This window comes from Glaciibacter superstes DSM 21135, assembly GCF_000421145.1.
Lineage (GTDB): Bacteria > Actinomycetota > Actinomycetes > Actinomycetales > Microbacteriaceae > Cryobacterium > Cryobacterium superstes.
The window spans coordinates 43,253-63,277 of record NZ_ATWH01000001.1 but is presented as its reverse complement, the minus strand read 5'-3'; the positions used below and the strand labels follow the sequence as shown (position 1 = coordinate 63,277).

Here is a 20,025-nt window from a genome sequence, read left to right as displayed (position 1 = left end):
ACGCGCACCGACCTGGTCAGGGATGACCCTGGCATATTCTTGAGCGGTGAATGACACGCAACCGCAGCAGTTCTACCAGGTTCGATTCGACTGGGCGCTGCCCGGGTTCCAGGCTCTCGCAGCACAGAGCGATGTTGTTGTGATCGCCGACGCCCTGCCTGCCCCTTCCGTCCCGTCTCGCCCGGAGTCGGCTCGGCCGGCACCGACGCCACTCGGCGCCCACCGTGTGATCACGGCGAGCCTGAACAACCGCACTGCTGTTGCCGAGTGGGTACTCGGCAGGCAGGGGGAGAAGTCTGATCGTTTTTCTGTGGCCGTGATCGCAGCCGGTGATGTTCGGCCGGACGGCACGTCACGGTTCGCGGTGGAAGACCTGCTCCTGGCCGGTGCCGTGATCGACGCGCTTTCCACGCTCGGAATCGATCACTGCTCGCCGGAAGCCGCAGCGGCATCCGCTTCGTTCGTGGGTTTGAGGCAGGCGCGCAAGCACCTGCTCCTCGCGTCGGAGTCCGGTCAGGCGCTCGCGGCGAGCGGGCGACGCGACGAGGTGCACGCCGCTGCCGTCCTCGACAACTCGAGTGACATCGCCCTGATCACCGAGTTCGCATTCCGCGTCTAAGCGCGTGCCGCGGCCCTCGACACTGTCAGAGGGCGGCGACCGCATCGATCTCGACCAGGCAGCCGGGATTGGCGATGCCTGCAACGCGAAGCACGGTGATCGTGGTCGAGTGCGAGCGTCTACTCGCGTGTCTCAGCGCCCGGCGGATGCCGCAGCCCTGCGGCGGGCGGCGGCGGTGATCTCCCTGCGCTCCCAGGAGATGAGGTGGGCACGATTGAATCCTCGCCCGCACAGTCCGCAAGCGAGGGCACGAGTCGGCTGGCGGTAACGGTAGTGCGTGTGGCCTGCCGGGCACGTGCCGACCCACGGCGCCAGTTCGTCGGCAATCTCACCGTCGTGGGTGCGCTTGCCGTCGTAGCCGAGGTCGGCGGCGATCATTCGCCATTTCGCCCCGTGCCCGGCGCGGGGACCGGCGAGTGCATGGGCGACCTCGTGCAGCAGGATCTGGTGCACTTCGTCGTCTTCGTACCGGGAGGCGAGATACCGGGAGACGGTGATGCGTTTTGCGGTGAAGTTGCAGAGTCCCGCGCGCTTCTTGGCGTTGTCGAACCCGAACGACCAGGTCGTGTCGAGGTGGAGCACCATGAGGGCGTCTGCCCAGCGGCGCACGCGGTCGAGTTCGGCCATCAGGGTGCCACCTGCACCTGGTACAGGCGGTCGTCACCGTCTGCAGGGTCTCCCCGGCCATCCGTGTTGTTGCTCACGAACCATAGTGTGCCATCAGGCCCAGACACCACGTCACGAAGTCGGCCGAAACTGTGGACAAACCAGTCGTCCACCTCCCCTGTGGATGGAACGATGCGCCAGAGGCGCTCGCCGCGAAGCCCCGCCACGAAGATGGTGTCGTTCACGATTGCCATGCCGCTCGGGCTCGCCTCCGATGTCGGCCACTGGTGCACCGGATTTGTGTACTCGGTGCTGTCGGAGTTCCCTTCGACGACAGGCCAGCCGTAGTTGGCTCCCGGCGTGATGAGGTTCAGTTCATCCCAGGTGTTCTGGCCGAACTCGCTGGCCCACAGGCTCCCATGCGAGTCCCACGCGATGCCCTGCGGATTGCGGTGACCGTACGAGTAGACGAGAGTGCCGTACGGATTGCCGTCCGGTACCTGGCCGGTGGGCGTCATTCGAAGAATCTTGCCACCGAGCGAGTCGAGGTTCTGCGCGTTGTCGCCGGTCCCGGCATCACCCGCCGTTGCATAGAGCATTCCGTCTGGACCGAACGCGAGTCGGCCACCGTTGTGGTTGCCGGCCTTGGGGATTCCAGCGAGCACCTGTTCGGGCTCACCCAGTGTGTAGCCGCCCTCGGTGCCGGCCAGCGGCATCCGTTCGATTCGATTGTCGTCTGACGCGGTGAAGTAGGCGTACACCCAGCCGGTTCCGCCCGGTGCGGCAGGATCGGCCAGGAAGGCCAGGCCGAGGAGCCCACCCTCTCCGTCTGGCTTCGCGGCTGTGACGCTGCCGGCCTCGCGGGTGTTGCCGTCGGCAAGGAGTTCGCGCACCAGTGTGGTGTCGCGCTCGCTGATCAGGGTGCCGCCGGCGGGAATGCGGAGGATCGACCACGGTGCGTCAAGCCCGGCCGCGATGACGACCGGCTCACCGACCGGACGAACCGGGAGCTCCACGCCGGCGGGAGGCGGGGATTGTGACGGAACCGGCCGTGCCTGTTCTGACGGAGTGCCAGTGCCTGGCCCGGTCGGCGCGGAGGATCCGGACGTGCAGGCGGTCGCCGCAAGCAGAACGCCGGCGGCCACGGCGCACGCCGCAGCGAGGCGGAAGCTCCGTCGGCTGCCGCTTGTGGGCCGTGCCGTGCCGCTCATCTGTGCACCTCAGTCCGGGTCTGACTGAGTGCATTCTCCCAAATCCAGCCCGAATTGGAAGAAACTGCCTGCAAATCGGTACGCGAGAATTCTCGTCAGGCGTTCTCGCGAGCCTCGGCGATGAACGATTCGACGACCGCCACGGCGATCAGTGAACTTTCGATCCGGCCGGCGGATGCCCCGGCTTTTTCGAGCAGGAAGACCGCGGCTGTGAAATCGGCCAGGGCCGCGTCGAGGTCGCCCTGTTCGAAGCAGACCTTGCCCCGGTGCTGCCGGGCGACCGCCGCGACCTTTGACCACTCGTGGGTTTCGGCCTCAAGTACGCAGTGGGAGAGCTCTGACCGGGCTTCGTCGAGCTTTCCCTGGTACTGCTGCACCTGGGCGCGGCGAATTCGGCTGGACACCAGCTGTTCCCGGTTTCCGGTGAACCGTGCCTGGCGGACGGCCTCGTTGGAGATCTCCCAGGCCTCATCGAGACGCCCGACAAGTCGCAGCAGCGAAACCTTCTCGTTCAGCGCAGAGAGGCTGCGCAGCTCGCCGAGCTCGTCGAGCCGTTCACCCGCTGCGCGGAGGTCGACTTTTTCACGCAGGGTGACTGCGTCATAACCGGTGATGATGCTCAGGGTGTTTCCAGTGGCTGCTGGCGGGCTGGGTGGGCCACGCAGGGTGATGCCGGGTTCTCCATCAGGATATCGCGCACACACGGTGCCGATGCCCCATCCGGCAGGTGAGTCCACCCTGCGACAGCGGTGCCGGCATACCAGGGTCAGTCGATGTGCTCGCAGCCGGGATCAGCGGCCGATCTGGAAGACCGTGCGCCCTGGCAGCGGAGACGGGGTGGCCGTCGCATCCGTCGACACGGGGGCAGTCCCGATGAACTCGCGCATCTCGGCGCCGGCCACCACCTTTGCCGGATGCGGACCGCCGGCCAACAGCCGCGGAGACCAGTCGACGTCAAGCGGAGTGTTCGCGGCCACAAAGACGAAATTGCCGAATCGCTTTCCCTTCAGTACCTGTGTTTCGGCCAGGGCGACGACGTGGGGGAAGACGGAGGAAAGCGTGGCGGCCTGACCGCGCGCAAACGGCAGGCCGGGGCCATCGGCGACGTTCACGGCGACAACGCCGCGCGGCGAGAGCAACGGCGCCGCCAGTTCATAGAACTCGCGGCTGGTCACGTGGGCGGGGGTGCGCGCTCCGGAGAAGATGTCGATGACCACGAGGTCGACCGAGCCGTGGAGGCCGGAGGGCAGCTTCGCGAGAACCTCGCGTGCGTCACCGTGGCGAACACGCAGCTGTGCGCGCTTGTCCCACGGCAGCTCCGCCCGCACGAAGTCGACCAGGTCGCTCTCGAGTTCGACGACCTGCTGGCGGGATCCCGGCCGCGTCGCTTCCACGTAGCGGGGAAGGGTGAGCGCGCCGCCGCCGAGGTGCACGGCCGTGATCGGCTCACCGGGGTCACCGATCAGATCGACCACGTGCCCGATGCGCCGCACGTATTCGAAGAACAGGTCGGCAGGATCGTCGAGGTTGACATGGGACTGCGGGGTGCCGTCGACGATCAGCTGGTAGGAGCCTGCAACGAACGGGTCGACGACGATGCTCGCTTTGTAGCCGCTCTTGTTCAGAGTGATCATCGGTGTCGGTTGCTCGTCCCTGGCCATTACTCCAGTCTGCACCAGCGATGGAAATGGCCGTCGACTCGTCCGCCGGATGGCCACGAAGCTGGGTTATACCCGAGAAATCTGATCAGGTCAAGAAACGAGTAGACACGGCGCGTCAAAACCCCTATAGTTGATCTTTGCGCTCCCAGATTAACTTTGCCTTCATATTGCGGTCGGCTTTGCGTGCTCAAGCCACCTTGCGGCATACCATTTCGAGGATTATGAATCCCCGAAAATCTGTGGAGTACTCCATTACTACCAGTAACTAGACCTGACGGGGTCCACGGAGGTTATTTCCTTGGCTGCTGCGCGCAACGCAACCACCAATTCACCCAAGAACGGCCGCTCAGCAGGGCGTCTCTCGTTCGCAAAGATCACCGATACTCTCACCGTTCCGGATCTGCTCGCACTGCAGACCGAGAGCTTTGACTGGCTCGTCGGAAACGACATCTGGAAGCAGCGTGTCACCGAGGCGCAGAAGGCGGGTCGCCAAGACCTCCCGAGCCGCACCGGGCTCGACGAGATCTTCGAAGAGATCTCTCCGATCGAAGACCTCGGCGAAACGATGCAGCTCTCGTTCACCAACCCGGAGCTTGAGCCGGAAAAGTACACGATCGACGAGTGCAAGGAAAAGGGCAAGACCTTTTCCGCACCGCTGTACGTGAACGCTGAGTTCATGAACCACCTCACCGGTGAGATCAAGACGCAGACCGTGTTCATGGGTGACTTCCCGCTGATGACCCCCAAGGGCACCTTCGTGATCAACGGCACAGAGCGTGTTGTCGTCTCGCAGCTCGTGCGGAGCCCCGGGGTCTATTTTGAGCGCCAGCAGGAGAAGACCAGCGACAAGGACATCTACTCGGCCAGGGTCATCCCGAGCCGTGGTGCCTGGCTGGAATTCGAGATCGACAAGCGCGACCAGGTCGGTGTGCGCATCGACCGCAAGCGCAAGCAGTCCGTCACGGTCTTCCTGAAGGCCCTCGGCCTTACCAGCGAAGAGATCCTCGAGGAGTTCAAGGGCTACTCGTCGATCGAACTGACGCTGGAGAAAGACGCCATCCTCACCAAGGAAGAGGCGCTCAAAGACATCTACCGCAAGCTTCGTCCGGGCGAGCAGGTTGCCGCAGAGGCCGCACGCGCGCTCCTCGACAACTTCTACTTCAACTCGAAGCGCTACGACCTGGCCAAGGTCGGGCGTTACAAGATCAACCGCAAGCTCGGCATCGACGCACCGCTCGCCGATTCCGTGCTGACGCTGAAGGACATCCTGGGAACGATCAAGTACCTGGTTGCCCTGCACGACAACCAGACGACGCTCCCCGGCGTGCGCGACGGAAAGAAGATTGACCTCCGCCTCGACGTCGACGACATCGACCACTTCGGCAACCGTCGCATCCGCGCGGTCGGCGAACTGATCCAGAACCAGGTTCGCACCGGCCTGTCCCGCATGGAGCGCGTCGTTCGCGAGCGCATGACCACGCAGGACATCGAGGCGATCACCCCGCAGACCCTGATCAACGTGCGCCCCGTTGTCGCCGCGATCAAGGAGTTCTTCGGCACCTCGCAGCTCTCGCAGTTCATGGACCAGAACAACCCCCTCGCCGGCCTGACGCACAAGCGTCGTCTCTCGGCGCTGGGCCCGGGTGGTCTGTCCCGTGACCGCGCCGGCGTCGAGGTGCGAGACGTTCACCCCTCGCACTACGGCCGCATGTGCCCGATCGAGACTCCTGAAGGCCCGAACATCGGCTTGATCGGCTCGCTCGCGTCATTCGCGCGCATCAACTCCTTCGGTTTCATCGAGACACCGTACCGTCGCGTCGTGAATGGCGTTGTCACCACGGATATCGACTACCTGACCGCGAGCGAGGAAGACGAGTACATCGTCGCCCAGGCCAACGCGCCACTGACCAAGGACGCACACTTCGCTGAAGATCGCGTTCTAGCCCGTAAGAAGGGCGGAGAGGTCGACCTCTTCCCACACGATGAGATCGGCTACATGGATGTCTCGCCACGCCAGATGGTGTCGGTGGGTACCTCCCTCATTCCGTTCCTCGAGCACGACGACGCGAACCGCGCACTCATGGGTGCCAACATGCAGCGTCAGGCCGTTCCGTTGCTTCGCAGCGACAGCCCGCTCGTCGGTACCGGTATGGAGGGCTACGCAGCCATCGACGCGGGTGACGTCATCACCGCGCTCGGCGCCGGCGTCGTCTCCGAGGTCGCGGCTGACGCCGTCACCGTGCAGCTCGACGCGGGCGGAACGCAGGAGTACTTCCTGCGCAAGTTCGACCGCGCCAACCAGGGCACCAGCTACAACAACCGTGTCATCGTCAATGCCGGCGACCGCATTGAGGTTGGAGAGGTCATCGCAGACGGCCCCGCAACCGACAACGGTGAACTTGCCCTCGGAAAGAACCTGCTCGTCGCGTTCATGCCGTGGGAGGGTCACAACTTCGAGGACGCCATCATCCTGAGCCAGAACCTGGTGAAGGACGACGTCCTCTCCTCGATTCACATCGAGGAATACGAGGTCGACGCCCGCGACACCAAGCTCGGCAAGGAGGAGATCACCCGCGACCTGCCCAACGTGTCGCCAGATCTGCTCGCCGACCTCGACGAGCGCGGCATCATCCGGATCGGTGCCGAGGTTCGCCCCGGCGACATCCTGGTCGGCAAGGTCACGCCGAAGGGCGAGACCGAGCTGTCGGCAGAGGAACGCCTCCTGCGCGCGATCTTCAATGAGAAGAGTCGCGAGGTCCGTGACACGAGCCTCAAGGTTCCCCACGGCGAGCAGGGCACCATCATCGGTGTCAAGGTCTTCGACGCACAGGACGGCGATGACGAACTCGGCTCTGGCGTCAACCAGCGCGTTGTGGTGTTCATCGCCCAGAAGCGCAAGATCACCGAGGGCGACAAGCTCGCAGGCCGTCACGGAAACAAGGGCGTCATCTCGAAGATCCTGCCGGCCGAAGACATGCCGTTCCTCGCAGACGGAACCCCGGTCGACATCATCCTGAACCCGCTGGGCATTCCAGGTCGAATGAACTTCGGCCAGGTGCTGGAGACCCACCTCGGCTGGATCGCCAAGCAGGGCTGGAAGGTCGAAGGCAAGCCCAAGTGGGCCAGCCGTCTGCCTGAGGAAGCGCACAGCGCCGCTCCAGGCACCAAGGTGGCCACACCGGTGTTCGACGGCGCACTCGAGCAGGAGATCGAGGGTCTGCTCGACTCCACGAATCCGACCCGTGACGGCGACCGCCTGATCGACTCCACCGGAAAGACCCTTCTGTTCGACGGCCGCTCCGGCGAGCCGTTCCCGCAGCCGGTCTCGGTCGGCTACATGTACATCCTGAAGCTGCACCACCTGGTCGACGACAAGATCCACGCCCGTTCCACCGGCCCGTACTCGATGATCACGCAGCAGCCGCTGGGTGGTAAGGCGCAGTTCGGCGGACAGCGTTTCGGTGAGATGGAGGTGTGGGCGCTCGAAGCATACGGTGCCGCATACGCCCTGCAGGAGCTTCTGACCATCAAGTCCGACGATATCCTCGGCCGCGTCAAGGTGTACGAGGCGATCGTCAAGGGCGAGAACATCCAGGAGCCCGGTATTCCCGAGAGCTTCAAGGTCTTGATCAAGGAAATGCAGTCGCTCTGCCTGAACGTCGAGGTGCTCTCGGCCGATGGCACGGCAGTGAGCCTGCGCGACACGGATGACGAAGTCTTCCGCGCCGCTGAGGAACTCGGCATCAACATTTCCACCCGGTTTGAGTCGTCGTCCATCGACGACATCTAAGCCCGGCCACTCAAGAAACTTCGAAAACTTTCCAAGGAGAGAAATTGCTCGACGCAACAACATTTGACGAGCTTCGTATTGGTCTGGCAACCGCTGACGACATCCGTCGTTGGTCGCACGGCGAGGTCAAGAAGCCCGAAACCATCAACTACCGCACCCTGAAGCCGGAGAAAGACGGCCTGTTCGGCGAACAGATCTTCGGCCCGTCCCGTGACTGGGAGTGCTCGTGCGGCAAGTACAAGCGTGTGCGCTTCAAGGGCATCGTCTGTGAGCGCTGTGGCGTAGAGGTCACGAAGTCGTCTGTGCGCCGTGAGCGCATGGGCCACATCGAACTCGCCGCCCCTGTCACCCACATCTGGTACTTCAAGGGTGTTCCCTCCCGTCTCGGCTACCTGCTCGACATGGCACCGAAAGACCTCGAGAAGGTCATCTACTTCGCTGCCTACATGGTCATCGACGTAGACGAAGACGGTCGTCACCAGGACATGCCAGGACTTGAGAACGAGCTCCGCCTCGAGATCAAGACCCTCGAGGGCCAGCGCGACACCCGCATCGCCGAGCGCATGCAGCGCCTGGAGACCGATCTTGCCGCACTGGAGGCCGAGGGCGCCAAGAGCGACCAGAAGAAGCGCACCAGGGACGCCGGCGAGAAGGAGATGAACCAGACCCGCAAGTCGATCGACGAGCAGATCGCTCACCTCGAACGCGTCTGGGAAGACTTCCGCACCCTCAAGGTAGGCGACCTCAAGCCAGAGGACTCGGTATTCCACGAGCTCCAGGACCGCTTCGGCATGTACTTCGAGGCCTACATGGGTGCCGAGGCCATCAAGAAGCGCCTTGAGGCCTTCGACCTGGCTACCGAGAGCGACAACCTGCACCTGCAGATCGCCGAGGGCAAGGGCCAGAAGAAGATCCGTGCGATCAAGCGCCTGCGCGTGGTCAACTCGTTCCTGTCCACCGGCAACTCGCCGGCGGCCATGGTGCTCGACGTCGTTCCGGTGATCCCGCCTGAGCTGCGCCCGATGGTGCAGCTCGACGGTGGCCGGTTCGCGACAAGCGACCTGAACGACCTCTACCGTCGTGTGATCAACCGCAACAACCGCCTGCGTCGCCTGCTAGACCTTGGTGCGCCTGAGATCATCGTGAACAACGAGAAGCGGATGCTGCAGGAGGCCGTCGACGCACTGTTCGACAACGGTCGTCGTGGCCGCCCGGTCACCGGCACAGGTAACCGTGCGCTCAAGTCCCTGAGCGACATGCTCAAGGGCAAGCAGGGTCGGTTCCGCCAGAACCTGCTCGGCAAGCGCGTCGACTACTCCGGCCGTTCAGTGATCATCGTCGGTCCGCAGCTGAAGCTTCACCAGTGTGGTCTGCCCAAGCAGATGGCGCTGGAGCTGTTCAAGCCGTTTGTGATCAAGCGCCTGATCGACCTGAGCCACGCCCAGAACATCAAGGCGGCCAAGCGCATGGTCGAGCGCAGCCGTCCGCAGGTCTGGGACGTGCTCGAGGAGATCATCCGCGAACGCCCCGTGCTGCTGAACCGCGCACCGACGCTGCACCGCCTGGGCATCCAGGCCTTCGAGCCACAGCTCGTCGAGGGTAAGGCCATCCAGCTGCACCCGCTCGTCTGTGCCGCGTTCAACGCCGACTTCGACGGTGACCAGATGGCAGTCCACCTGCCGCTGTCTGTCGAAGCACAGGCGGAGGCTCGCGTACTGATGCTCGCATCCAACAACATCCTGAAGCCGTCTGACGGTCGACCGGTGACCCTGCCCACCCAGGACATGATCATCGGCCTGCACCACCTGACGACGCTCAAGGACGGTGTCGAAGGCGAAGGCCGCGCGTTCTCCTCTGTTGCAGAGGCGATCCTCGCCTTCGATCAGAAGACGCTCGACCTGAACGCCAAGGTGCGCATCCGTCTCACTGACAAGTACTTCACCGAGGGCACGCAGCCCGACGGAGTCGAACTCGTCGGTGTCACGAATGGCATGGGTAAGGCTGAAGGCACCGTGCTGGTGAACACCACGCTCGGTCGCGCCCTGTTCAACGAGACGCTTCCCGCGAACTACCCGTACTTCGAGAAGGTGGCCGACAAGGGCACCATCTCCGCGATCGTCAACGACCTCGCGGAGCGCTACCCGAAGGTGGAGGTCGCAGCGGCGCTGGACAACATCAAGGATGCCGGTTTCCACTGGGCAACCCGCTCGGGAGTGACCGTCGCACTCAGCGACATCCTGACACCGCCGAACAAGCGGGAGATCGTTGCCGGTTACGAGAAGCAGGCCGCCAAGGTGCAGTCACAGTTCGAGAAGGGCCTGACGACCGACCTCGAGCGTCGCCAGGAGCTCATCCAGATCTGGACCCGTGCAACGGAAGACGTCGCCGCAGCCATGCAGGCGAACTTCCCCGCCGACAACACCATCAATCGCATGGTCACCTCGGGTGCCCGTGGTAACTGGCTGCAGGTGCGCAACATCGCCGGCATGCGAGGCCTGGTCAACAACCCGAAGGGTGAGATCATCCCTCGCCCGATCATCTCGAGCTACCGCGAAGGCCTGTCCGTCGCCGAGTACTTCATTGCTACTCACGGTGCTCGTAAGGGTCTGGCCGACACGGCTCTGCGTACGGCTGACTCCGGGTACCTCACTCGTCGTCTCGTCGACGTCTCGCAGGATGTCATCATCCGCGAAGACGACTGCGGCACGACCAAGGGTCTTGAGCTGCCGATCGCGGCCGTCGACTCCACCGGCACTCTGGTTCGCGACGCCAACGTCGAGAACGCGGTGTACGCCAGGAGCCTGGCAGCGGATGCTGTCAACTCCAAGGGTGAGGTTGTCGCCGAGGCCGGCGACGACGTTGGCGACGTGCTCATCGGCAAGCTGGTCGCGGCCGGCGTCGAGAACATCAAGGTGCGCTCGGTGCTGACCTGTGAGTCCGCAGTGGGTGTGTGTGCGGTCTGCTACGGCCGTTCACTCGCAACGGGCAAGCTCGTCGACATCGGTGAGGCCGTCGGCATCATCGCCGCGCAGTCCATCGGTGAGCCGGGAACCCAGCTCACGATGCGTACCTTCCACACCGGTGGTTCGGCATCCGCCGACGACATCACCCAGGGTCTTCCCCGGGTGCAGGAGCTCTTCGAGGCACGTACCCCCAAGGGTGCGTCGCCCATCGTCGAGGCCGCTGGTCGCATCACGATCGAGGACACGGATCGCAGCCGCAAGGTGATCCTGACGCCGGACAACGGCGACGAGCCGATCGCGTACCCGGTGCTCAAGCGTTCGACGCTCCTCGTTGAGGATGGTCAGCACGTCGAGCTCGGCACGCAGGTCATCATCGGCGCCGTCGACCCGAAGGAAGTTCTTCGTGTCAAGGGTGTTCGCGAGGTGCAGAAGCACCTGGTCGGTGGAGTGCAGGATGTCTACCGCTCACAGGGCGTTCCGATTCACGACAAGCACATCGAGGTCATCGTTCGCCAGATGCTGCGCAAGGTGACCGTCGTCGAGCACGGCGACACCGGCCTGCTTCCTGGCGAGCTGGTCGACCGGTTGAAGTACAACGACCTCAACCGCGCCGCACTCACCGAGGGTCGGAAGACCGCATCGGCCCGTCAGGAAGTCATGGGCATCACCAAGGCTTCGCTGGCGACCGAGTCGTGGCTCTCCGCCGCGTCGTTCCAGGAGACCACCCGGGTTCTGACCCAGGCGGCCATGGAAGGCAAGAGCGACCCGCTGGTCGGCCTCAAGGAGAACGTGATCATCGGTAAGTTGATCCCGGCCGGCACCGGCCTTCCCCGTTACCGCGACATCAGTGTCGAGGCGACCGAGGAAGCCAAGGCAGAGCGTTACCCGAACCGCATCTTCACGGATGAGGCCGCCTTCAACGAGGGTGACCTGAGCTTCGTCGACTTCGACAGCTTCAGCTCGGACGACTTCACGCCTGGCACGTACAACTAAGCGGCATCCCGTTCGACACCGATGGCCCCTGCTTCGGCAGGGGCCATCGGTCGTATGTGCGACTTGCGTGGCGAGTATCCGCGGGACGAGAGGGGCGCATTGATACAGTTGCACCAGACAGTCACGGCCAGCGGCCACGAGGAGTGCAGCATGAGCAACACGACGCCAGAGCACGGCGACAGCAACAGCGAAACGGATGACCGCACAGCAGGGTCGAACAACGCAGATGAGCCTCGCCGCTCCGCAGACCTCGATGACGGTGTGGACGATCGAACGGATGAGCGCACGGCGGCACAGGCCGGTGGCGTGGGCCGAACCGACCCTCCCGTGACTGCTGATCCGCCCGCCGTCAGCGAAACGTCGACTGCCAGCGATACCCCGACCTTCAGCGACGCGCCTGCTCGCACCGACTCGACACCGGTCAACGGCGAGCCGACGCGCGCGGATGAGCAGTCCGACACCGCCGACACTGCCGCATACGACCGTCAGCAGCCCTATCCGGAGCCTGTTGCCGCGGAGAACATCAAGCGGGAGACCTATGTGCCGGCGGCCACCGTCGGTGGAACCGGCGCGGCGACCCTCGCCGACGATTATGCCGCTGATTCCTCGCGCGCGCCGTACCCCGCGTATGCACCAGTACAGCAGTCGCCGATCTACGTGCAGGCGCCGACGGCTCCGCACGAACGCGGTAATCGCGGAGGCGGCATCCTGATCGCACTGGTCGCCACCGTCGTCTTCGCCGCCCTCTTCGCTGTAACAGCGTTCATCATTTCCGCTGTGACGAACAGCTCAGTTGCGGATGCGTCAACGACCTTCGTCGAGTTTCTGATCAGGCCGGTCTTCTACATTCCGGTGATCTTCTTCTTCATCGCCTTCGCGGTCTTGATCGCCATCGTCAACCGCGGCGGCTGGTGGAGCTACGTCCTGTTCGGCTTCCTGGTGGCCGTTGTGGTGTACTTCGCCTACATCGGGGGCGCGCTCCTGACCGTCCAGGCCTGGACATTCACGCCCGGCGAGGCGTCGACGTTCATTGCGGGCCAGTGGCTGAACCCCGGTGCGATCGCCGCGGCGGTCATTGCGCGGGAGGTACCGATCTGGTTCGGAGCCTGGGTCGCCCGTCGTGGGCGCGCTGTGACGGCGCGGAACGCAGAAGGGCGCGCCGAGTATGACCGCCTCATCGAAGCCGGACCTCAGCTGACTCGTCCCTAGCCCCGGCAGCATCCGTCGGCTCCCGGGTTGAGTCGAGTGCGCTGAGTCGAGTGCGCTGAGTCGAGTGAGCTGAGTCGAGTAGGTAGTGTGGTGTGTCGATGGTGAGACCTCCCCATCGACAGCCGCGCGATTTCGCGCTGGGATTGCAGGGTGTCTCTGAACCGGAGACGAGCCAGGTATACCGGGAGTGCAAGTGAGCGAGATTAAGTGAGCGTCAGCATTGACGCGCGAACGGATGAACCGATTCCCGGCCTCCTCGCGGGCGGGCTCCCTGATCCGGCGTACGCTGCGGCGCTCGGCCTGGTGCCGGCACCGGCCGGCCGGCGTTCGTTCGCCTTTGTCATCGACGCTGCCATCCTGGTGCTGCTCGGCGTGCCGACAATGCTGGCCGTCCTGCCGATCCTGGCGAACTTCGACCCGGACGACCCAGCCGGAGCCCTCTCGGGGGCCGCGGTCGGCTTGAGCCTGATCTTGCTCCTCGTCGGACAGGGTCTCACCACGATCTACCTGATCGTGCAGCTGATCCTGCACGGTCGCAAGGGAATCACCATCGGAAAGGCGATGCTGGGCATCCGTTCGGTGAATGCGGCCACCTTTGCCCGCCCTGGGTTCTGGCGGATCGTTCTGCGCGCCCTGGTGTTCTACTTCGCGTTCCTGGTCTTCCCGCCCCTGCTCATCGGTGTGTTCCTGGCATCATCGCTATGGGATGGCGAGAAGCGCGGGAGGAGCTGGCTCGACAAGGTCGGCAAGAACTGGATGATCGACGTTCGCTCCGGCCTCGACCCGTTCGACGCCAAGGCCCTCCGACTGTCGCGTAAACGGCTGAGTGCGCCAGACACTGTTGAATTGAGGCGACTTCCGTCGCTGGCGACGGGTGCCGGACTGGCCGAACCGGCGTTCGTGCCGGCCGCCAGGTCCAGCTCGGGTGTGATCTCCGCTCCCTCTCACGACGGTCAGGAACCCTGGCAGCCGCCGCCTGTCGGGGCCGAGCAGATCACACCGGCCGGTGCCGGCTCCAGCCAGGGACCTCGGCCGGTATCGGCGACGCCAGCGCGTGCGGTCGAATATGCCGCCGTCCTCGTCTTTGACGACGACTCCCGCGTGAACGTCGCCGGCCGTGGCCTGCTCGGTCGCAACCCCGAACCACAACCCGGCGAAGAGGCGCATCGCCTGTTGCCGGTCAGTGACGACAGTTGGCAGATATCCAAGACCCACGCCGAGTTCGGCATTGATGCCAGGGGATTCTGGATCTCCGATCGCGCTTCATCCAACGGCACGATCGTGCGAACACCCGATGGGCGAACGCGCGAGCTCGCAGCCCGCGAACCCGCCTACCTGGAATGGGGTGCGATCGTCGAGATCGGCGGGCGCACGTTCACCATCGCCGCTGGCGGCACACAGACGAAAGACGGCGCATGAAGGTCAAGCTCTCCCTCAGACGGCAATCGGGGGCGCTCGTCGACATCGTCGTCACCGCAGATTCGACGGCAACGGTCGCCGACATCGCGCGTTCCATCGCCGAGACCGACCCGATGTCGCTGCATCATCCCCGCCCGTCGGACGCGCGCCTGACGCTCTCTATCGCCCCGCCGACCTCGGCGACCATGATTCCGTTGAACCCCGACGTTCTCATCGGCGAGGCCGCGATCGGGTCGGGCTTCGTCGCATCCGTCACGACTCTCACCAGGCCGACCGGTGACCGTGGCTCGGCCGAGATCGAGTCGAAGCCGGTCGCTGCGATCTTCACCGTGCACGGCGGACCGGACGCCGGCAGAGAGTTCCAGCTCCCCGCCGGTCATGCCACCATCGGCCGCGGCGCCGACGCTGACATCGTGCTGAACGATCCACTGGTGTCGAAGCGGCACGCACGCATCGAAGTCGGGGCATCCATCGAGATCGTCGACCTGAACTCCGCGAACGGGGTGATGGTCGACGGTGGACTCGTGCAGCGTCTTCGCGTCATCCCCGGTCAGCGCATCGTCATCGGGGACAGCGAAGTGACGATCACGCCGGTCGGCACCCGCGAAACGGGTGGCGAAGAGGTGCTCGAACGCGGTGGGGCGCTCATGTTCAACCGGTCGCCACGCGTAGAGGTGCGTTACCAGGGCACAGAGTATCCACATCCGAAGGTGCCGACCGAATCCCAACCGCGCTTGTTCCCGTGGCCGATGATCGTGGCGCCGATGCTTTTGGGTTTTGCGATGTTCGCAATGACGAATCGCCCCGCATCGCTTCTTCTCGTGTTCATGAGCCCGCTCATGATGCTCGGTAACTTCGTCGGGCAACACACACAAAAGGGCCAGAAGCTCAAGCGCGAAATCGATACATTCGAGAAACAGTTCGAGGAGCTCGAAGACGACCTGGCAAGTCAGATCGCGACCGAGAGAACACGCAGGCACGCGGAAGCCCCTGCCGTGGCATCCGTTTACGAAGAATCCATGCGACTCGGCGGAATGCTGTGGACGCGTCGGCCCGAGCACTGGAACTTTCTCCTGTTGCGCTTGGGAGTCGGGCGTGCGAAGAGCCGGAACTCCGTTGCTGACGGTAGGAGCGACAACGGGATTCCCGAGTACGCGAACCGCATGAAGAAGCTGACGGATGACTACGAAGTGGTCGATGAGGTTCCGATCGTTGAGCTCATGTCAAGCGCGGGGGCGCTTGGCATCGCCGGCTCAAAGGAACACGCAGCGGACATCCTGCGGGGTATCGGCGTGCAACTCTTCGGCCTGCATGCGCCGAACGAACTGATCACGGCTGCGATCATCGACCCGTCCTGGACCAATGAACTCGAGTGGATGAAGTGGCTCCCGCACACGACGAGCCCGAAGTCGCCGTTCGCGGAGATGTCGCTCGCCGACAGCCAATCGGCAGGAACCGTGTTGCTGAACGGACTCGAAGAGGTCATTCTCAGTCGGCTCTCCGGCAGCCCGACCCATCTCGGCCCGTTGAAGGACAGCGAATCGTCGATGACGCTTGGCGAGCGTGTCGGGGAGTCCATCCAAGATGGCAAGTCGATGGACGGGGACATGGCACTTGTGCTCATCGTCACCAGCGATGCGCCCGTTGATCGCCCACGGCTGACGCAGGTGATCGAACGCGGGCCTGACGCTGGCATCTACACGATCTTCGTCGGCCCAACCCTCGAGTCGCTGCCGGCGGCATGCCGCACGTTCATCGATGCCACGAACGGCCTTGACCGCGCCCGCGTCGGCTACGTTCGGGCAGGCGAGGACTACACAGATGTTGCAGTGGAGGGCGTCTCCAACTCCTATGCGCATGTGTTCGCCAAACGACTCGCCCCGGTGGTCGACTCGAGTTCCGTCGCCGCCGACTCGAGCGACATCCCGCGCAGCGTGAACCTGCTCACGCTCGTGGGTACCGACATCGCCGAATCGTCGTCGACCGCGATTGAACGGTGGCGGCAGAACAACTCCATCATCGACAGGTCTGGTGTACAGCTCGGCCGGCTCAAACGTGCCGGAACCCTGAAAGCCTTCGTCGGCCAGGGCAGTCCGGATGCGATGGCGCTCGATCTTCGCACGCAGGGGCCGCACGCCCTGGTCGGAGGCACGACCGGCTCTGGCAAGTCGGAGTTCCTGCAGGCGTGGGTGCTCGGGATGGCCGCGGAATACAGCCCGGATCGTGTGACATTCCTGTTCGTCGACTACAAGGGCGGTTCGGCCTTTGCCGACTGCGTCGAACTGCCCCACTGCGTTGGCCTGGTCACCGACCTCAGTCCCCATCTGGTGCGCAGGGCCCTGACCAGCCTTCGTGCAGAACTGCACCACCGCGAGCACTTGTTCAATCGAAAGAAGGCCAAGGACCTGCTCGAGCTCGAGAAACGACGCGACCCGGAAACCCCGCCGGCCCTTGTGCTGGTGATAGACGAGTTCGCGGCATTGGCCGGCGAAGTGCCGGAGTTCGTCGATGGGGTTGTGGACATCGCCCAGCGCGGTCGGTCACTCGGCATCCACCTGATCATGGCAACGCAGCGCCCGGCCGGGGTGATCAAAGACAACCTCAGGGCCAATACGAACCTTCGTGTTGCCCTGCGCATGGCCGACGAGTCTGATTCGAAGGATGTCGTCGGTGACCCCATCGCGGGAACGTTCGATCCGTCGATTCCGGGGCGTGGCATTGCCAAGACCGGTCCGGGCCGCCTGGTTTCCTTCCAGTCGGCATATGCCGGAGGGTGGACGAGCGACGCCCCCGTCACAGCCGAGGTGCGCGTCGCCGAACTTCGGTTCGGTGCGGTGTTGCTGTGGGAGGCAGAGGCAGAGCCAGAATCCGATTCGCACGATGAGGATCTCGGCCCGAACGATCAGAAGCGGATCGTCAAGACCCTGGTGCGCGCAGTGGGCGAGGCTGCCATCCCGCTCCCTCGTCGGCCCTGGCTTGACGACCTTGACACCACCGTTGACATCAATGACCTGCCGGTAGAGGGGGACTCGCGGATCCTGCTTGGCAAAGCAGATATTCCGGAACGCCAGCTGCAGGAGGCCATGTACTTCCTGCCAGACCGTGACGGAGCGATGCTCATCTACGGAACCAGCGGTTCCGGCAAGTCGACAGCGCTGCGTTCGATCGCGATCGCGGCCGGCATGCGGCCAGAGCTCGGAGAGAGTGAGGTCTATGGTCTCGATTTCGGCTCCGGTTCACTTCGTACTCTCGAAGCATTGCCGCACGTCGGTTCGATCATCTCCGGCGACGATGCCGAACGTGTACAGCGACTGTTACGCACATTGGGAGATCTGCTCGACCGGCGCGGAAAGACCTTCAGTGAAGTGAATGCGTCCAACCTCACGGAGTATCGGGAGATCACAGGCAGCCAGGAACCTCGAGTGATTCTCCTGATCGATGGATTTGGGCAGTTCAAGACCGAGTGGGATTCGACGACAGCTCGCCTACCGTTCTACAACATCTTCATGCGCATCCTCGGCGAGGGACGGCCCCTCGGAGTTCACGCCATTGCGACCGCAGACAGGTCGGGCGTCGTGCCGACCGCCGTGAGCGCCAACGTGTCCAAGCGGATCGTGTTGCGCCTCTCCGATGAGTCCGCGTATCAGATTCTCGGAGTGCCAAAGGATATCCTGACGGAGCGATCCGTGCCAGGGCGGGCGATCGTGGACGGCTTTGAGACTCAGCTCGCAGTACTTGGGGGAACTCCCAACGTCGCCGAGCAGTCCAAGGCCCTCGAGGCATTAGCACTGGACCTGCGCGAACGTGGTGCACGTGAGGTGCCGGAGGTCGGCGCGCTTCCCACTGAGCTCAGCGAGGCCGAGCTGCCAGATGCCGTCAACGGCGAGCCGGTTCTGGGCATCGCGGACGATATCCTCGGGCCTCGCGGCTTCGAGCCGATCGGGACGTTCTCGGTCACCGGACCACCGCAGAGCGGCAAGACCAACGGGATGAAGACCATCGTGAACGCGATGCGGCGGTTCGACCCCGACGTCAAACTGTTCCATTTCGCCGGCCGCCGAGCGCAACTGAAGGAGTTTGCGCCCTGGTTGCGCAGCGCAACAACGATTGAGGATGCCAAGGCGCTGGCCAAGGAGCTCGTCGAGGTGATCCCCGACGAGTCGATCGGTGGTCGTATCCTCATCGTCGTCGAAGGGGTTACCCAGTTCGCCGACAGTGATGCTGAGCGTTCAATGAAGGAGATGTTCCAGGCGATCAACCGAAGCGATCACTTCCTGATCGGCGACGCAGACATCTCCACCCTCTCGAGTGGATTCGGGTTCATCGGTGATTTCAAGGCCGGGCGTCGCGGCATCGCGCTCAAGCCGGATTCCTACGATGGAGACGCCCTGTACAAGGTGCCGTTCCCCCGCGTGAAGCGCAGCGACTTTCCCGTCGGCCGAGGGATTTTCGTGCAAAACGGCCGTCTGGTCACGCTCCAAATGCCACTGGTGGACGCCCCGGAGACTACGGTGCGAACTCCAAGCTCACCGATTCCGGCCGCTGTCGGCGCAGAGGGCCAGGGGGAGGCAACATGAGTCGGAAACGCCATCGGCCATTCCTCCTGGTCGGTAGTGCAAAGGACCTGAAGCTGTTGCACGGTATTGCCCGTTCGGCGCTGGCGGCCTCGCCGGGCAGCGAGCAGGCACTCACTCCGATCCTGGATCGATTCATCCGCTCCACCCAGTCGGCAAGGAAGCGGCTGGAACGCGATCACGAGCGGGATGCCGCGCGCCAGGACGCGAGACAGGAGACTCGGGGCGTCGACGGAAGGACGGTACTCGGCTATACCGTTCTGACCGTTGTCGTTGTCGCTTCCCTCGTTGCGGGTTGCGCCGTCCTCCCACCGAAGGGAACCTTCGAGGTGGAGCGGTCGCTGACGATGACTGTCAGTCTGGTCGGCGCGGGCGTCGCGGCCGTCATGTCGCTCCTCGGCGCCTTGATTCCCGGGTGGGGGTCGCCCGAGACCCGGAAGCAGGCGTGGCAACTGCACCTGGCGGGGGCGGTCATGGTCGTCGTCGGACTTGTCGTGAGCCTCCTACGCACCGCAGAAGACCGGTCGGAGATCGGTGCCGGTTTGTGGCAGGCGTGGCTGTTCACCAATGTCCTCGCCGTGGCCGCGCTCTGCATCGGAGCCGTGGCACGGGCACGTCGCACGCTGCCCTCATCGCGCATGTCCGGCCCCCCGCCGGATCCCGATGCCGAATACTTTGCGGCCATTGAGCCACGCAAACGCTACGCGGCGTCCGAGCTGGATGCCCTGGTCGCCAAGCAGGACACGACGGTGAGTGAGGTTGACAGGCGTTGGCGTGACGGAATTGCAGCGGCGCGAGCGAGTGGGTCGTTGTCGGCGAGGGCGGCGGAAAGCGCACGGGCGATGTCGGCCTTCAGCTGGGAGCTCGAAGCCACGGCAGAACCGGACTTCGTTCCGTCGCGCCCCCATGATGGGTAGCAGTCCCCATGGTGACTGCTACCGCATGGCCATAATCTTTATAACGACCGCACGACCATGACG

Annotated in this window: 11 protein-coding genes; 7 read left to right on the top strand and 4 right to left on the bottom strand. The window is 64.1% G+C overall.

The features are described 5' to 3' along the window. Positions 1-46 precede the first annotated feature (46 nt). Positions 47-619 (top strand): 2-phosphosulfolactate phosphatase, encoded by a 573-nt coding sequence (locus tag K323_RS0100340; RefSeq protein ID WP_022883306.1) that lies wholly within the window; start codon positions 47-49, stop codon positions 617-619. A 132-nt stretch (positions 620-751) separates the two neighbouring features. Here K323_RS0100340 and K323_RS0100335 read toward each other — a convergent pair whose 3' ends face one another. The 4 genes from K323_RS0100335 to K323_RS0100320 all read right to left on the bottom strand — a co-directional run bounded on the left by K323_RS0100335 (position 752) and on the right by K323_RS0100320 (position 4,097). Further along, complete coding sequence (locus K323_RS0100335) at positions 752-1,246, bottom strand: SprT-like domain-containing protein (RefSeq protein ID WP_022883305.1); 495 nt, start codon at positions 1,244-1,246, stop codon at positions 752-754. Then, positions 1,246-2,436, bottom strand: coding sequence for a PQQ-dependent sugar dehydrogenase (locus tag K323_RS0100330; protein ID WP_022883304.1), 1,191 nt, complete (start codon positions 2,434-2,436; stop codon positions 1,246-1,248). The genes K323_RS0100335 and K323_RS0100330 overlap by 1 nt, the downstream gene beginning before the upstream one ends. Before the next feature lie 95 nt (positions 2,437-2,531). After that, positions 2,532-3,173 carry a tetratricopeptide repeat protein gene (locus K323_RS0100325; protein ID WP_022883303.1) on the bottom strand — a complete coding sequence of 214 codons (642 nt, stop codon included), beginning with the start codon at positions 3,171-3,173 and terminating at the stop codon, positions 2,532-2,534. A 54-nt stretch (positions 3,174-3,227) separates the two neighbouring features. After that, positions 3,228-4,097 carry a spermidine synthase gene (locus K323_RS0100320; RefSeq protein ID WP_022883302.1) on the bottom strand — a complete coding sequence of 290 codons (870 nt, stop codon included), beginning with the start codon at positions 4,095-4,097 and terminating at the stop codon, positions 3,228-3,230. 298 nt (positions 4,098-4,395) lie between these two features. Between K323_RS0100320 and rpoB the strand changes: the two genes are divergently transcribed. From rpoB to K323_RS0100290, 6 genes are all read left to right on the top strand, one after another. Continuing rightward, complete coding sequence (rpoB, locus tag K323_RS0100315) at positions 4,396-7,887, top strand: DNA-directed RNA polymerase subunit beta (protein ID WP_022883301.1); 3,492 nt, start codon at positions 4,396-4,398, stop codon at positions 7,885-7,887. Positions 7,888-7,931: 44 nt separating this feature from the next. Beyond that, the gene (locus tag K323_RS0100310; protein ID WP_022883300.1) at positions 7,932-11,843 is read left to right on the top strand and encodes a DNA-directed RNA polymerase subunit beta'; all 3,912 of its coding nucleotides are present in this window, start codon (positions 7,932-7,934) and stop codon (positions 11,841-11,843) included. 150 nt (positions 11,844-11,993) lie between these two features. After that, positions 11,994-13,052: a hypothetical protein gene (locus K323_RS28610; protein WP_022883299.1), complete on the top strand. Its 1,059-nt coding sequence runs from the start codon at positions 11,994-11,996 to the stop codon at positions 13,050-13,052. A 207-nt stretch (positions 13,053-13,259) separates the two neighbouring features. Further along, the gene (locus K323_RS28605; RefSeq protein WP_022883298.1) at positions 13,260-14,471 is read left to right on the top strand and encodes an RDD family protein; all 1,212 of its coding nucleotides are present in this window, start codon (positions 13,260-13,262) and stop codon (positions 14,469-14,471) included. Further along, positions 14,468-19,048, top strand: coding sequence for a type VII secretion EssC family protein (locus tag K323_RS23380; protein ID WP_022883297.1), 4,581 nt, complete (start codon positions 14,468-14,470; stop codon positions 19,046-19,048). The genes K323_RS28605 and K323_RS23380 overlap by 4 nt, the downstream gene beginning before the upstream one ends. Continuing rightward, positions 19,045-19,962, top strand: a complete 918-nt coding sequence (locus K323_RS0100290; RefSeq protein WP_022883296.1) for a hypothetical protein — start codon at positions 19,045-19,047, stop codon at positions 19,960-19,962. Before K323_RS23380 ends, K323_RS0100290 begins: the two co-directional genes overlap by 4 nt. Positions 19,963-20,025: the final 63 nt, after the last annotated feature.